This window comes from Achromobacter xylosoxidans A8 (assembly GCF_000165835.1).
Taxonomy (GTDB): domain Bacteria; phylum Pseudomonadota; class Gammaproteobacteria; order Burkholderiales; family Burkholderiaceae_B; genus Achromobacter; species Achromobacter xylosoxidans_B.
Window position 1 is genome coordinate 1 of record NC_014640.1, and the last position, 13,848, is coordinate 13,848.

General features: G+C 63.1%; 13 protein-coding genes. 11 read left to right on the top strand and 2 right to left on the bottom strand.

Translation table 11 applies throughout. The features are described from left to right. The 3 genes from dnaA (at position 1) to gyrB (ending at position 5,119) form a co-directional block, all read left to right on the top strand. On the top strand, positions 1-1,464 hold the full coding sequence (gene dnaA, locus AXYL_RS00010; protein WP_013390765.1) for a chromosomal replication initiator protein DnaA: 1,464 nt from the start codon (positions 1-3) through the stop codon (positions 1,462-1,464). A gap of 2 nt (positions 1,465-1,466) precedes the next feature. Continuing rightward, positions 1,467-2,576 (top strand): DNA polymerase III subunit beta, encoded by a 1,110-nt coding sequence (gene dnaN, locus AXYL_RS00015; RefSeq protein ID WP_013390766.1) that lies wholly within the window; start codon positions 1,467-1,469, stop codon positions 2,574-2,576. Between the two features lie 95 nt (positions 2,577-2,671). Next, positions 2,672-5,119: a DNA topoisomerase (ATP-hydrolyzing) subunit B gene (gene gyrB, locus AXYL_RS00020; protein WP_013390767.1), complete on the top strand. Its 2,448-nt coding sequence runs from the start codon at positions 2,672-2,674 to the stop codon at positions 5,117-5,119. A gap of 196 nt (positions 5,120-5,315) precedes the next feature. Here gyrB and AXYL_RS00025 read toward each other — a convergent pair whose 3' ends face one another. After that, complete coding sequence (locus AXYL_RS00025; RefSeq protein WP_013390768.1) at positions 5,316-6,011, bottom strand: GntR family transcriptional regulator; 696 nt, start codon at positions 6,009-6,011, stop codon at positions 5,316-5,318. 101 nt (positions 6,012-6,112) lie between these two features. Here AXYL_RS00025 and AXYL_RS00030 point away from each other — a divergent pair, with 101 nt between their 5' ends. From AXYL_RS00030 to AXYL_RS00065, 8 genes are read left to right on the top strand one after another with little or no spacing between them, the layout of a single operon-like run. After that, complete coding sequence (locus AXYL_RS00030; protein WP_013390769.1) at positions 6,113-6,850, top strand: HAD family hydrolase; 738 nt, start codon at positions 6,113-6,115, stop codon at positions 6,848-6,850. A 16-nt stretch (positions 6,851-6,866) separates the two neighbouring features. After that, positions 6,867-7,754: an amino acid ABC transporter substrate-binding protein gene (locus AXYL_RS00035; protein ID WP_013390770.1), complete on the top strand. Its 888-nt coding sequence runs from the start codon at positions 6,867-6,869 to the stop codon at positions 7,752-7,754. Positions 7,755-7,776: 22 nt separating this feature from the next. Next, positions 7,777-8,493, top strand: coding sequence for an amino acid ABC transporter permease (locus tag AXYL_RS00040; protein WP_041654646.1), 717 nt, complete (start codon positions 7,777-7,779; stop codon positions 8,491-8,493). Then, the gene (locus AXYL_RS00045) at positions 8,490-9,152 is read left to right on the top strand and encodes an amino acid ABC transporter permease (RefSeq protein WP_013390772.1); all 663 of its coding nucleotides are present in this window, start codon (positions 8,490-8,492) and stop codon (positions 9,150-9,152) included. The genes AXYL_RS00040 and AXYL_RS00045 overlap by 4 nt, the downstream gene beginning before the upstream one ends. Before the next feature lie 26 nt (positions 9,153-9,178). Then, positions 9,179-9,907 carry an amino acid ABC transporter ATP-binding protein gene (locus tag AXYL_RS00050; protein ID WP_148260571.1) on the top strand — a complete coding sequence of 243 codons (729 nt, stop codon included), beginning with the start codon at positions 9,179-9,181 and terminating at the stop codon, positions 9,905-9,907. Between the two features lie 23 nt (positions 9,908-9,930). Next, a complete protein-coding gene (locus tag AXYL_RS00055; RefSeq protein WP_193353238.1) occupies positions 9,931-11,055 on the top strand; it encodes a threonine/serine dehydratase in 1,125 nt (374 codons plus the stop codon). Further along, a complete protein-coding gene (locus AXYL_RS00060; RefSeq protein ID WP_013390775.1) occupies positions 11,052-12,278 on the top strand; it encodes a pyridoxal phosphate-dependent aminotransferase in 1,227 nt (408 codons plus the stop codon). The genes AXYL_RS00055 and AXYL_RS00060 overlap by 4 nt, the downstream gene beginning before the upstream one ends. Further along, the gene (locus AXYL_RS00065; protein ID WP_237709964.1) at positions 12,256-12,681 is read left to right on the top strand and encodes a RidA family protein; all 426 of its coding nucleotides are present in this window, start codon (positions 12,256-12,258) and stop codon (positions 12,679-12,681) included. Before AXYL_RS00060 ends, AXYL_RS00065 begins: the two co-directional genes overlap by 23 nt. 72 nt (positions 12,682-12,753) lie before the next feature. On the opposite strand, the gene AXYL_RS00070 is transcribed toward AXYL_RS00065, so the two are convergent. Continuing rightward, positions 12,754-13,677: a LysR family transcriptional regulator gene (locus AXYL_RS00070; RefSeq protein WP_013390777.1), complete on the bottom strand. Its 924-nt coding sequence runs from the start codon at positions 13,675-13,677 to the stop codon at positions 12,754-12,756. Between the last annotated feature and the right edge of the window lie 171 nt (positions 13,678-13,848).

Consider the following 13,848-nt stretch of genomic DNA (forward strand, 5'->3'; position numbering starts at 1 on the left):
ATGAAAGAATTCTGGCAGACCTGCGTCAGTCGTCTTGAGCAGGAACTCCCCCCCCAACAAATCAGCGCGTGGATACGACCGCTGGTCCCGCTTGCGTACGACGAAACGCAGGCGGTGCTGCGCGTTGCCGCGCCCAACCGCTTCAAGCTGGATTGGGTGCGAAAGAACTTTTCCCACCAGATCGAAGCGTTGGCCGCGGAGTGGTTCGAGCGTCCGGTGCAGGTACTGTTTGAGTTGCCCTCCCAAGGCACTGCGCCGCGTATGCCGGTCGCGCCCGTGCGCGCTCCGCAACCCGCGCAAACGTACCCGTCCGGTGGTTCCCCTGCAGGCGGCGCGCCGCCGCCCGGACCCGCGCTAGCGCCCGCCCAGCCTGCTCCTGCGCCCGCGACGACGGCGGCTGCGCAAGCGGTGAACGCGGACGCAGCCAACATCGTGTACGAGCGCTCGCGCCTGAACACCGACCTGACGTTCGAGAACTTCGTGACGGGTAAGGCGAACCAGCTGGCGCGCGCCGCCGCGCTGCAGGTGGCCGAGAACCCCGGCACGTCCTACAACCCACTGTTCCTGTACGGCGGCGTGGGCTTGGGCAAGACCCACCTGATCCACGCCATCGGCAATGCCATGGTGGCGGCGGGCACCGGTGTGCGCGTGCGCTATGTGCATGCCGACCAGTACGTGTCTGACGTGGTGAAGGCGTACCAGCGCAAGGCGTTCGACGATTTCAAGCGCTACTACCATTCGCTCGACCTGCTGCTGATCGACGATATCCAGTTCTTCTCCGGCAAGAACCGCACGCAGGAAGAATTCTTCTACGCGTTCGAAGCGATGGTGGCCCAGCGCAAGCAGATCATCATCACCAGCGACACGTATCCGAAGGAACTGTCGGGCATCGACAGCCGCCTGATCTCGCGCTTCGATTCCGGCCTGACGGTGGCCATCGAGCCGCCGGAACTGGAAATGCGCGTGGCGATCCTGCTGCGCAAGGCGGAATCCGAAGGCGTGCCCATGCCCGAGGAAGTGGCGTTCTTCATTGCCAAGCATCTGCGCAGCAACGTGCGCGAACTGGAAGGCGCGCTGCGCAAGGTCCTGGCCTACGCCCGCTTCCACGGCCGCGACGTGCTGACGGTGGATGTCTGCAAGGAAGCCCTGAAGGACTTGCTGTCGGTATCCAACGGCCAGATCACCGTGGAGAACATCCAGAAGACGGTGGCGGATTTCTACAAGATCAAAGTGGCCGACATGTACTCGAAACGCCGGCCCGCCAATATCGCTTTGCCGCGCCAGGTCGCGATGTACCTGGCCAAGGAGCTGACCCAGAAAAGCCTGCCGGAAATCGGCGATCTGTTCGGTGGTCGTGATCACACCACCGTGCTGCATGCCGTACGCAAGATTTCCGACGCCCGCGCCAAGCAAGCGGAGCTCAACCATACCCTGCACGTGTTGGAACAAACTCTAAAAGGATGAACATGCAACTCGTACAAACCACACGCGATGCATTGCTGAAACCGCTATCGACTGTGGCGGGCATCGTCGAAAGACGCCATACCCTGCCCATTCTGGCGAACATCCTGATGCGCAAGGAAGGCAACAAGGTTGCCTTCATTGCGACCGACCTGGAAGTACAGATCACCACCCATGCCGATTTCGGCGTGGGTCAAGACAACGAATCCACCACGGTCGCCGCGCGCAAGCTGCTGGACATCCTGAAGGCCCTGCCGGACACCGGCGACGTGCGCCTGGCGCTGGCCAGCAACAAGCTGTCGGTACAGTCGGCCAAGAGCCGTTTCGCGCTGCAGACGCTGGCTGCCAGCGAATTCCCCACCGTGGCTCAGCCCGAGCAGTGGGACGTGTCGCTGACCATGCCGCAGCGCACGCTGCGTCACCTGTTCAACATGGTGCACTTCGCCATGGCGCAACAGGACATCCGCTACTACCTGAACGGCATGCTGCTGGTGTTCGAACCGGGCCGCGTGCGCGCCGTCGCCACCGATGGCCACCGCCTGGCGCACTGCTCGACGGAAGCCGACGGCATCAGCGAACGCCATGAAGTGATCGTGCCGCGCAAGACCGTGCTGGAAATGCAGCGCCTGCTGGAAGACTCCGACGAGCCGGTTTCCATCGACGTGGCGCCGGGCCAGATCCGCTTCCGCTTCGGCGACGTGGAACTGGTGTCCAAGCTGGTCGAAGGCAAGTTCCCCGATTTCACCCGCGTGATCCCGACGAACTACACGCGCCATTTCCTGGTCAACCGCGAAGCGCTCCAGGGCAGCCTGCAGCGCGCCGCCATCCTGACCACCGACAAGTTCAAGGGCGTGCGCCTGCAACTGGCGCAGAACCAGATGAAGATCTCGTCTTCCAACGCCGAGCAGGAAGAGGCGCAGGAAGAAATCGACATCGACTACGGCCATGAAGCGCTGGATGTGGGCTTTAACGTCGGCTACCTGCTCGACGTGCTGGCCAACGTCAAGGTGGACAACATCCAGTGGTCGGTCATGCCCGATGCCAACGCGTCGGCGCTCATCACCTTGCCCGAAGACGACCAGTTCAAGTACGTCGTCATGCCCATGCGGATCTGATCCGCGCCACTTGTGGGTTTGTGCCGCGGCGCAGCCTCGTGCTGCGTCCGCGGTCCGGCCGCCAGGCCGTTCTTTAAAGCGTTATCGATACAGACATGTCAGATCAGCAGAACACCACTCCCGAGAACAGCGGCTACGGCGCTGACTCGATCAAGATGCTCAAGGGGCTGGAGGCCGTGCGCAAGCGCCCCGGCATGTACATCGGCGACACGTCCGACGGCACCGGCTTGCACCACATGGTGTTCGAAGTCGTCGACAACGCCATCGACGAAGCCCTGGCCGGCTATTGCGACGACATTGTCGTCACGATCCACACCGACAACTCCATCTCGGTCACCGACAACGGCCGCGGCATTCCCACCGACATCCACAAGGACGACGAATTCCACCGCAGCGCGGCGGAAATCGTCATGACCGAACTGCATGCCGGCGGCAAGTTCGACCAGAACTCCTACAAGGTGTCTGGCGGCCTGCACGGCGTGGGCGTGTCTTGCGTGAACGCGCTGTCCGAATGGCTGCGGCTGACCATCCGCCGCAACGGCGAAGTGCACCAGATGGAATTCCGCCAAGGCGAGCGCGTCGCGCCCCTGGCGGTGACCGGCACGACCGACAAGCGCGGCACCGAAGTGCGCTTTCTGGCCGACCCGATCATCTTCAACAACATCGAGTACCACTACGAGATCCTCTCCAAGCGCCTGCGCGAGCTGTCGTTCCTGAACAATGGCGTGAAGATCCGCCTGATCGACCAGCGCCAGGGCAAGGAAGAGAACTTCGCGTTCTCCGGCGGCGTGAAGGGCTTCGTCGAATACATCAACCGCAGCAAGACCGTGCTGCACCCGAACGTGTTCTCGGTCACCACCGAGTCCTCGGCGGGCGGCGTGCCGGTCGGCGTCGAAGTGGCGATGCAGTGGAACGACAGCTATAGCGAAAGCGTGCTGTGCTTCACCAACAACATCCCGCAGCGCGACGGCGGCTCGCACCTGACCGGCCTGCGCGCGGCGATGACCCGCATCATCAACAAGTACATCGCCGATAACGAACTGGCCAAGAAGGCCAAGGTCGAAACCTCCGGCGACGACATGCGCGAAGGCCTGGCCTGCGTGCTGTCGGTGAAGGTGCCCGAACCCAAGTTCAGCAGCCAGACCAAGGACAAGCTGGTCTCCAGCGAAGTGCGCCCGGCGGTTGAAGAAGCCGTGGCCCGCACGCTGGAATCCTGGCTGCTCGAGAACCCGATCGACGCCAAGGCGCTGTGCGCCAAGATCGTCGAAGCCGCCCGCGCGCGCGAAGCCGCGCGCAAGGCGCGCGAGATGACCCGCCGCAAGAGCGTGCTGGAAGGCGCCGGCCTGCCCGGCAAGCTGGCCGACTGCCAGGAAAAGGATCCGGCGCTGTGCGAGCTCTACATCGTCGAGGGTGACTCCGCAGGCGGCTCGGCCAAGCAGGGCCGCGACCGCAAGTTCCAGGCCATCCTGCCGCTGCGCGGCAAGGTGCTGAACGTGGAGAAGGCGCGCTTCGACCGCCTGATCGCCAGCGAACAGATCGCCACGCTGATCACCGCGCTGGGAACCAGCATCGGTCCCGACTTCAACGTCGACAAGCTGCGCTACCACCGCCTCATCATCATGACCGACGCGGACGTGGACGGCGCGCACATCCGCACCCTGCTGCTGACGCTGCTGTACCGCCAGATGCCCGAGCTGGTGCAGCGCGGCTACGTGTATATCGCGCAGCCGCCGCTGTACAAGGTCAAGGTCGGCCGTGAAGAACGGTATCTGAAGGACGACCAGGAAGAAGCGCAGTTCATGCTGCAACTGGCGCTGAAGGATGCCGAGATCATCTCGGGCGGCAACATCATCCGTGGTGACGAGTTGAGCGACCTGGCGCGCCAGTACGTGGCGGCCGACGGCGTCATCGCGCGCCTGTCGCGCGTGTTCGACGTGGGCGCGCTGTCGGCCATGGCCGAAGGCGTGGAGATCAATCTGGAATCTGCCGAGTCCACCGCCGATTCCGCCCGCCGGCTGGCCGATGCCATGCGCGATCCGGTCAGCGGCAACGGCGTCGAAGTGGTGCCGCAGTTCGACGAGGCCACCGAACGCCATCGCCTGTCGGTGCAACGCATGCACCACGGCAACGTGCGCGTCAGCATCATCGACGCGGACTTCGTCAACGGGTCGGACTACGCCGTGCTATCCAAGGCCGCCAAGAGCTTCTCCGGCAAGGTCAGCGCGCGTTCGCTGGCGGCCCGCGGTGAAGGCGAAAAGCGCAAGGAACAGACCGTGTCCGACTTCCGCGAAGCCATGCAATGGCTGCGCAGCGAAGCCGACCGCAGCATCTCCAAGCAGCGCTACAAGGGTCTGGGCGAAATGAACCCGGAACAGCTGTGGGAAACCACCATGGACCCGAAGGTGCGCCGCCTGCTGCGCGTGCAGATCGAGGACGCCATCGCGGCCGACGAGGTCTTCACCACGCTGATGGGCGACGACGTCGAACCGCGCCGCAACTTCATCGAGACGCATGCGCTGTCGGCGGGGAATATCGACGCCTGATCGGCGCGCGATCCCGCGAAAATCTGGATTCTTCCTGGGAACTCCGGATTGTGTGAAAAGGGGGGCTGCATCGCAGCCCCCTTTTTTCTTGGCGCAAACGCGCCGGGCTTTGGGCTCCCAGCCTATCCGTGAACTGCCAGGCTGCGCCGGTGCCCTAGCCCGTCAGGGATGCGCGCCAGCCCTGGCTCCAAGTGCTTCAAAGCTTGGACGTTTGTTCAATCGGCCGCTTCGCGAGGCATTCGACGAGCAAGTCTCCCGTTGCACGGATGTGCTGCGTCAGGAGGCTGCAGGCGTTGTTTACTTCACCCTGCTTGCACATCGCCAGAAGTTCCCAGTGCTCCTGTTGCGAGCGATCCCGGTGGGTCGTGAACTCCCACGTGTAACGCAAATAGCGTTCGAAGCCCAGACGCAATGTCTCGACCATCGTCAGCGTCCTTGGGCGGTTAGCAGCGGCATATAGCCCCCGGTGAAAGCGGGCATTCAGCAGGATGATTTGATCGACGCTGGTTTCGTTGTCCAGCTCCTTGAGCACGCGCTCGGCTGCTTCGAACTGAACCTCTGTCAGCTTGGGGATGGCCCAAGCCAAGGCTTGCGGCTCGACCACGCTGCGCAACGTCGTCATTTCTTCGGCTTCGTCGGCCGACATGGTCGCCACGCTGACGCCGCGACGAGGCTCCGAGACCAGGAAGCACTCGCGGATGAGGTCCTTGAACGCCTCTCGCACGACGGTTTGGCTGACCCGGAAACGCGAGGCCACGGCATCCTGGCGCAGGCGTTCTCCTGGCTTTAGCTGGCCGTGGATGATTTCTCCGCGCAGGGCGTCTACCACCGCGCCAGCGATCGAACGATCCGCCAGGGCCTGCGCCACCGGCGACGCTTCACTGTAGTCCATAGATTTCCTCCTCTTAGGGATTATACGGACTGATCAGGTATTGCCGATTATCGATTATCGATTATAGTTCACGGACCCCTCACTTTTCATCAAGGTTGCATATGACGCTCCGCCTTTCCGATTTCGATGCCGTGACCTTCGACGTGTATGGCACGTTGATTGACTGGGAGCCTTCGATCGCCAAGTTTCTGACGCGCTGGGCGCGCGAGAACCGCATCGAGGCCGACGCCGAAACCCTGATCATGGCTTTCGATGGCGCCCGCGCGGCGATCCAGAAGGAACGCCCGGCGCACCTCTACCCCGACGTCCTGACCAAGTGCTTCGAGCGCATCTGCGTCCAGTTCAAGGTGGCCGTGGACCCGGACCTGCGCCGCCAGTTCGCGGCCGCGCCGCACACCTGGCCGGCATTCGACGACAGCCATGCTGGATTGGTGCGCCTGCAGCAGTCCGCCAAGGTGGGCGCGTTCAGCAACATCGACCAGGCTTCGCTCAATACCTCGTGCGACAACCTGGACTTCCGCTTCGATCTGGTGGTGACGGCACAACGCGTAGGCGCCTACAAGCCCGATTGGCCGCACTTCGACACGGGCATAGGCGATCTCATGCGCATGGGCATCCCGCGCGAACGGATCCTGCACGTCGGCCAAAGCTTGCGGGCCGACATCACGCCGGCAAACCGGCTGGGCGTCCGTTGCGCCTGGGTCAACCGCCCGGGCAGGCTGCTGGGCTTGTCGGGCGAAGGCGCGGCCGAGGCGAAACCCGACCTGACGGTTTCCAGCCTCGCAGAACTGGTTGCCGCCCTGACCGGCGCCGATCAACCCGCCCCAACGCTGGTGTGACAAGAGGAGTGACCCCATGACCACCACCATCCATTTCGTGCCCCGCGTCCTGCGCGGCGCCCTAGGCGCAGTCCTGCTCGCAGGCAGCGTGGCGGCGATGGCGCAGAGTACTGATCCCATCCTGGAGCGCATCAAGGCAAAGGGAACCATCACGCTGGGTTATCGCGAATCGTCGATTCCCTTTTCCTATCTGGACGACGCCAGGAAGCCTGTGGGTTACGCCATGGACCTGTGCATGAAGGTGGTGGACGCGGTCCGGCAGCGATTGCAGATGCCGGCACTGAAGGTCGACTACATCGCGGTGAACCCGCAAAACCGGATCGCGTTGGTCGCCAACGGCACCGTCGACCTCGAATGCGGCTCGACGGTCAACTCCCTCGGCCGCCAGGCCCAGGTTGACTTCAGCGCCCCGCACTTCATCTCGACCACCCGGCTGCTGGTGCGCAAGGGCGCGGACATCAAGGAGGTTGAGGACCTCAACGGAAAGGCTGTGGCGCTGCCGATCAACACCACTCCCGAACGGCTGATCAAGGCATTGATCGAAGCGAAGAATCTGCAGGTCCGCATCGTTCCTGTGAGGGACAACTCCGAGGGTTTTCTGGCGCTCTCGACGGGCCGGGCCGACGCTTTCTCCACTGACGACATCCTGCTCTATGGATTGCGCAAGAGCGCGCCGACGCCCGTCGACTTCGAAGTGGTCGGCCGGCCCCTGTCATTCGATCCGTACGGCCTGATGCTGCAAAAGAACAGCACCGTGTTCCTCAGCCTGGTGAACGCCACCATCGCGCGCAGTGTGCGCTCCGGGGAACTCAACGCTTCCTACGACAAGTGGTTCGCGCCCATGGGCGTTCCGCTGTCTAAGGACCTGGCAGCGGCATTCAAATTGGCCGCACTCCCGGAATGACGCGATCCGCTCGGGGCTCATGATGAACTACGCATGGAATTGGAATGTCCTTTTCGAGGAGCCTTACGCGGGCTGGCTGATCTCCGGGCTGCAAGCGACGGTGCTGATCTCGCTCGCAGCCTGGGCCATCGCCGTCGTGATCGGCCTGGCGCTGGGCGTGCTGGGCTCGCTGCCCGGCCGCATACGGTGGTTGTTGACGGTCTACGTTTCGGTATTCAGGAACGTGCCGCTCCTGGTTCAGTTGTTCATCTGGTTCTTCGTGGTGCCGGAACTGCTGCCGGGAGAGGTCGGTCGATGGCTGAAGCGTGATCTGCCGATGCCGGAGATCTGGACGGCGATTGCCGCCCTGGGCTTGTTCACCGCCGCGCGCGTGGCGGTACAGGTCCGCTCCGGCATCGCCGCATTGTCGCGCGGACAACGGCTCGCGGCCTACGCCAGCGGCATGACGCTGGCGCAGGCCTATCGCTACATCCTGCTGCCCCAGGCGCTGCGGCTGGTCCTGCCGCCGATGACCTCGGAGTTTCTTACGGTCTTCAAGAACTCCGCCTTGGCGCTGACCATAGGCGTATTCGAGATGACGGCGCAGAGCCGCCAGATCGAGAGCTATACCTTCAGCGGCTTTGAAGCATTTACCGCCGCCACCCTGGTGTACCTCTCCATCGCCCTATGCGTCACCGCAGGCATGCGCAGCCTGGAAAAGAAGCTGCTGATCCCAGGCACCCAAGGAGGACGGATATGAATGGCGTATTCGACGTCTCGGTCATCGTGAAGGCGTGGCCGTTCCTGCTGGAGGGGCTGGGGCTGAGTCTGCTGCTGACCCTGGTGGCGATGGCCGGCGGCCTCGTGCTTGGCCTGCTGCTGGCGCTTGCGCGCCTCTCCAGGCATGCGCTGCTCGCGGGAGCCGCTGCCGTGTATGTGAACGGCTTCCGCGCCGTGCCATTGATCCTCGTCATCTTCTGGTTCTATTTCCTGGTGCCGCTGATCGTCGGCAAGCCCGTGGGAGCGCTACCCTCGGCGTTGATTGCCTTCACGCTGTTCGAGGCAGCTTACTACTCGGAAATAATCCGCGCGGGCCTGCAGAGCGTGCGTTCGGGGCAATGGCAGGCTGCTGCGGCGTCGGGCCTGAGCCGTGCGCAGGCATTGCGCTTCGTGGTGCTGCCACAGGCGCTGCGCAACATGATGCCCGTGCTCATCACGCAAGCGATCGTGCTGTTCCAGGACACCTCGCTCGTCTACGTCATCTCGTTGCGAGACTTCATGACGTCCACCAGCATCGTGGCCAACCGGGACAACCGATTGATCGAGATGTACCTGTTCGCAGCGCTCGTCTACTTCGTGCTCTGCGCATCCCTTTCACTGGCGGCACACCTGGCTGCCAAGCGCAGGAGCGCCGTATGACATCAGAACAGCGAGAAGAAGCGCCCATGATCGAAGTATCCGGACTGCACAAATCCTATGGCGCGACCCCCGTGCTCAATGGTTGCGACATGGCGATCCGCCGCGGCGAGGTGGCCGTGATCTGCGGACCCTCGGGCTCCGGCAAAAGCACGCTGATCAAGTGCTTCAACGGTCTGGAGTCGTTCCAACGCGGCAGCGTGCGGGTCGACGGCGTCGATGTGGGCGCCGCTGCCTCCAATCTGAGCGATCTGCGCAGCCGTGTCGGCATGGTGTTTCAGCATTTCGAGCTCTATCCGCACCTGACCGTGCTCGACAACCTCTGTCTTGCCCCCATGAAGGTGCTGGGGCGAACGCGGGAGGCTGCGCACCACAAGGCCCGGGAATTGTTGGGCCGTGTCGGGCTGCCTGGAAAGATCGACGCGTATCCGGCCCAGCTTTCCGGCGGCCAGCAGCAGCGCATCGCGATTGCGCGGGCGCTGGCAATGGACCCCATCGTCATGCTCTTCGATGAGCCCACGTCGGCGCTGGATCCAGAGATGATAGGCGAGGTGCTTTCCGTGATGCTGGAGCTTGCCCAGGACGGTATGACGATGGCCGTTGTCACGCATGAGATGGGCTTTGCCAGGCGCGCCGCGGACAACGTCATCTTCATGGATGCCGGGAAAGTCGTGGAGAACACGCCGACGGACATGTTCTTCGCATCGCCCCGTTCCGCGCGCGCGCAGGACTTTCTGTCGGGGCTGGTCTCCCATTGAAGCTATCGAATCCGAAAATCCCCATGACACGAAACAGACCGAAGACCAGACCTGGCGCGTTCATCGCACACGAATCACTCGGCAAGATGCGCGTGCCCGTTTTTGACGATGTCAGCGCAGCGCTCGAACGCATCCGGCCTCATGTGGTCACGACGCCGCTCATGCGATCGGCAGCCCTCGATTGCATCGTGGGCGCGCCAGTCTGGATCAAGGCCGAGAACCTCCAGGTGACGGGATCCTTCAAGGCGCGCGGCGCGTTCAACGCCCTGTTGGGCTTGAGCGAGTCTGAACGGCAACGGGGCGTCGTTGCCTATTCCACCGGCAATCATGGCCAGGCCGTGGCCTGGGCGGCACGCTGTCTCGGCATTCCGGCAACGATCGTCATGCCGGCCGACGCACCTCGCAACAAGGTCGCTCGAGCACTGGCCCACGGCGCACGCGTGGTTCATTACGACCGGCGGCGCGAAAGCCGGGAAGTCATCGGCATGCGGTTGTTGCTGGAGTCAGGCGGCACGCTGATCCCTCCTGGCGATCACCCCGACGTGCTGGCGGCGCAAGGAACCGTGGCGCTGGAAGCGCTGGATGCGCTTGCGCCCGCGGCCAGGGCAAATCTGGGTACGTTTGCCGCGCCTTGCGGCGGCGGCGGACTGGTGGCCGGCTGCGGACTGGTGCTGGACGCCCTTCTGCCGAACCTGCGCGTGGTGGCCGTGGAACCCTGCGGGTTCGACGACACCGTGCGCTCGCTCGCCAGCGGAACCCGGGAGGTCAACGCGCCCACGGCGACCACGCTGGCGGATGCCTTGCAAGCGGTAACGCCCGCGCAACTGCCGTTCGAAATCAATCGGCATTTTCTTGATGAAGCCTTGGCCGTGACGGACGCAGAAATTGCGTACGCCATCCGGTTTTCGCTGACGGAGTTGGGCATGGTGGTTGAGCCGGGCGGAGCCGTGGCGTTGGCGGCGGTACTGGCCGGACGGCTGCAGTCAGGCGGCAAGGACATGCTGATCGTGTTGTCCGGCGGCAATATCGACATGCCGTTGCTGGCGCGATTGCTTCAGGAGAACGATGACACGGTCGAGATCGATCGGAATAGAGCCGCCGAACCATCACAAGTCACCCATTTTGTTAACACGACGAGAACGCCATGAATGCGATTGAAGAAAAGTTCCTGAAGCTGGGCATTGATAACGCGCCGGGCCAGGAAGTGCGGGAAAGCCACGGCGGCGAACGTCTGCTGCATGAAGGCGCAAGCCTTCCGGGCGTGGCCGTGGATTTCTCGCACGGCGACGTCAATGCCGGTGCGTTTGAACCCACGCCGGGGGCGCTTGACGCTTTCGTCCAAGGCGTTCATCGCGGCGGTTCCCAGGCCTATACCGAATACCGTGGCCAGTCGGCCATCCGCGAGAAGCTCGCGCTCGATCTGGCGGCGTTTTCGGGCCATCCCGTTTCGGGTGCCGAAGAACTCATCATCACGCCCGGTACCCAGAGCGCACTGTTTCTCGCTGTCGCAAGCACCGTGACTGCCGGCGAAAAAGTCGCGATCGTGCAGCCCGACTACTTCGCCAATCGCAAGCTGGTCGAATTCATGGGGGCGGAGATGATCCCTGTGCAACTCGACTATCTGAACAACACGGCGCATGCCGGCCTGGATTTGCAGCAATTGGAATCGGCATTCAAGGCGGGCGCCAAGGTCTTTCTCTTCTCGAACCCGAACAACCCCACAGGGGCTGTGTATTCCCGCAACGAAATCGGGCAGATCGCTGCGCTGGCCGAGAGGTTCGGCGCAACGGTCATTGTCGACCAACTCTACTCCCGTCTGCTGTATGCGGGGCAGCCATATGTCCATTTGCGAGGCGTCCCGCAGGCGGACGACAACGTCGTCACCATCATGGGACCGTCAAAAACGGAATCGTTGAGCGGCTATCGATTGGGGGTGGCATTTGGCAATGCCCGCATCATTCAGCGCATGGAGAAACTCCAGGCCATCGTCTCGTTGCGCGCGCCGGGTTACTGCCAGGCTGTGTTGCAGACCTGGTTCTCCGAACCCGCCGGATGGCTGGCCGACCGCATCGGAAGGCACCAGCAGATCCGCGACGACCTGCTGTCGCTGTTTCGCGGCATCGAGGGTGTGGCGGTCCGCACACCGCAAGCGGGCAGCTACCTGTTTCCGCAGCTGCCCAAGCTACACATGACTTTGCAGACCTTCATCCGGACGCTGCGGTCGCGGGCTAACGTCACGGTCACGCCGGGGACTGAATTCAGCCCGCACGCCGGCGACAGCATCCGCCTCAATTTCTCGCAGAACCACGAGGCGGCGGTCGACGCCGTCAAACGCATCGCGACCGTCCTTGAAGAACATCGTCTCGCTTAACCCAAGCCACCCCGAAAAAATGATCAGAAAAGCGTATTCCAGCGAATCGACGCCGCCGCCGGCCGGCACCTACAGCGTGGCCATGCAGGCTGGCCAACTCCTGTTTCTCTCGGGCCAGACACCGCGCGATCGCGACAACGTCAGACATGGAGACAAGCCCTTTGCCGCCCAGGCAAGAATGGCGCTCGACAATCTCGAGGCTGCCGCGAATGCGGCAGGGGCTAGCCTGCGCGACGCAGTCAAGGTGGGTGTGTTCTTGAGGGACCTGGCCCATGCGCAGGAATTCGACGCGATCTACGCGACCTATGTTGGGGAACCGCCGCCTGCCAGGACCTTGATCCAGTCCGGTTTCAGCGCGTTCGACATCGAGGTCGATGCGATACTCGTTCGAAGTTTCGCCTAATCATTCAATGATGGCGCGCGCCGGTTCCGACTGGCGCCGCCACCCTGGCGCAGGCCGGGAGCCGCGGGCCAGCTACACATGCACATCATTGGCCCAAGGCTCCGCCGTCAACCGCTCGGCCAGATACTCGATGAAAGCCTGTACCCGGGCCGGCCGGCGGCGCCCCGGCGGCGTGACGATATGCAGCGCGATGGGATCAACCTGCCAGTCGTCCATCACGGTCTCCAACGCGCCCGATTGCAGATCCTTCCATGCCAGGAACTCCGGCTGCAGCGCCAGCCCCATGCCCGCTTGCAGCGCCGGCGTCAGGGCTTCGGCGTTGTTCACGTTCAGGTGCACGGGCAAGGACTGCGAGAAATCACCATGCTTTTCATGGCGGAAACGCCAACTCGAGCCGTTGCGCGCATACATGTATTGCAGCGCGGTGTGGTGCGCCAGGTCCTTGGGATGTTTGGGACGGCCTGCGCGTTTAAAGTAACTGGGCGCACCCACCAACAGAATGCGCACGGAGCACAATCGCCGTGCCAGCAGCGTCGAGTCCACCAGGTTGGAGATCCGCAGCGCCAGGTCGAAGCGTTCCGACACCAGGTCCGCCTGCTTGTCGCTGAATTCGATTTCCAGGGCGACATCGGGATTGGCTTGCATGAACGGAGGCAGCATCGGCGCCAGATGGGTGACGCCGAAGGACATGGGAGCCGACAGCCTGATCTTGCCGCGCAGGCTGCTTGATTTTTCGGTGACCTCGGATTCGACCGCCTCGCCTTCCTCGAGGATGCGGGCGGCGCGTTCCAGCGCTGCGTAGCCCGATTCGGTCAGGGTCATGCTGCGCGAGGTGCGGTGGAACAGGGTCGTTTTCATCCTGGCTTCCAGACGGCTGATGCTCTTGGAAACCGTGGCTTGAGACAGGGAAAACTCGGCCGCCGCCTTGGCGAACGATCCCGTCTCGGCGACCTTGGCGAAGATCGCCCAACCTTCTAAATCCGGCAGCTTGCTCATCTCGTGTTCTCGGGAAATGCCCGCGCCGATGATAGCTCCTGCCTATGGCACGGACAAGAATGGTGGTGAACGCAGCGCAGCAAAAGCCTGTCACGCCATCGTCATCATGCAAGAAATGGAAAGGATGGAATTCCTTGCCGCGGGTTCTCAGGATCGCGGCCGCTCCCTACT

Bases quoted from the DNA above. Each gene is read 5' to 3' on its own strand.
- gyrB (WP_013390767.1), top strand. From the start codon at position 2,672: ATGTCAGATCAGCAGAACACCACTCCCGAGAACAGCGGCTACGGCGCT.
- AXYL_RS00035 (WP_013390770.1), top strand. From the start codon at position 6,867: ATGACCACCACCATCCATTTCGTGCCCCGCGTCCTGCGCGGCGCCCTA.
- AXYL_RS00055 (WP_193353238.1), top strand. From the start codon at position 9,931: ATGACACGAAACAGACCGAAGACCAGACCTGGCGCGTTCATCGCACAC.
- AXYL_RS00040 (WP_041654646.1), top strand. From the start codon at position 7,777: ATGAACTACGCATGGAATTGGAATGTCCTTTTCGAGGAGCCTTACGCG.
- AXYL_RS00045 (WP_013390772.1), top strand. From the start codon at position 8,490: ATGAATGGCGTATTCGACGTCTCGGTCATCGTGAAGGCGTGGCCGTTC.
- AXYL_RS00030 (WP_013390769.1), top strand. From the start codon at position 6,113: ATGACGCTCCGCCTTTCCGATTTCGATGCCGTGACCTTCGACGTGTAT.
- AXYL_RS00050 (WP_148260571.1), top strand. From the start codon at position 9,179: ATGATCGAAGTATCCGGACTGCACAAATCCTATGGCGCGACCCCCGTG.
- AXYL_RS00060 (WP_013390775.1), top strand. From the start codon at position 11,052: ATGAATGCGATTGAAGAAAAGTTCCTGAAGCTGGGCATTGATAACGCG.
- dnaN (WP_013390766.1), top strand. From the start codon at position 1,467: ATGCAACTCGTACAAACCACACGCGATGCATTGCTGAAACCGCTATCG.
- AXYL_RS00070 (WP_013390777.1), bottom strand. From the start codon at position 13,677: ATGAGCAAGCTGCCGGATTTAGAAGGTTGGGCGATCTTCGCCAAGGTC.
- dnaA (WP_013390765.1), top strand. From the start codon at position 1: ATGAAAGAATTCTGGCAGACCTGCGTCAGTCGTCTTGAGCAGGAACTC.
- AXYL_RS00025 (WP_013390768.1), bottom strand. From the start codon at position 6,011: ATGGACTACAGTGAAGCGTCGCCGGTGGCGCAGGCCCTGGCGGATCGT.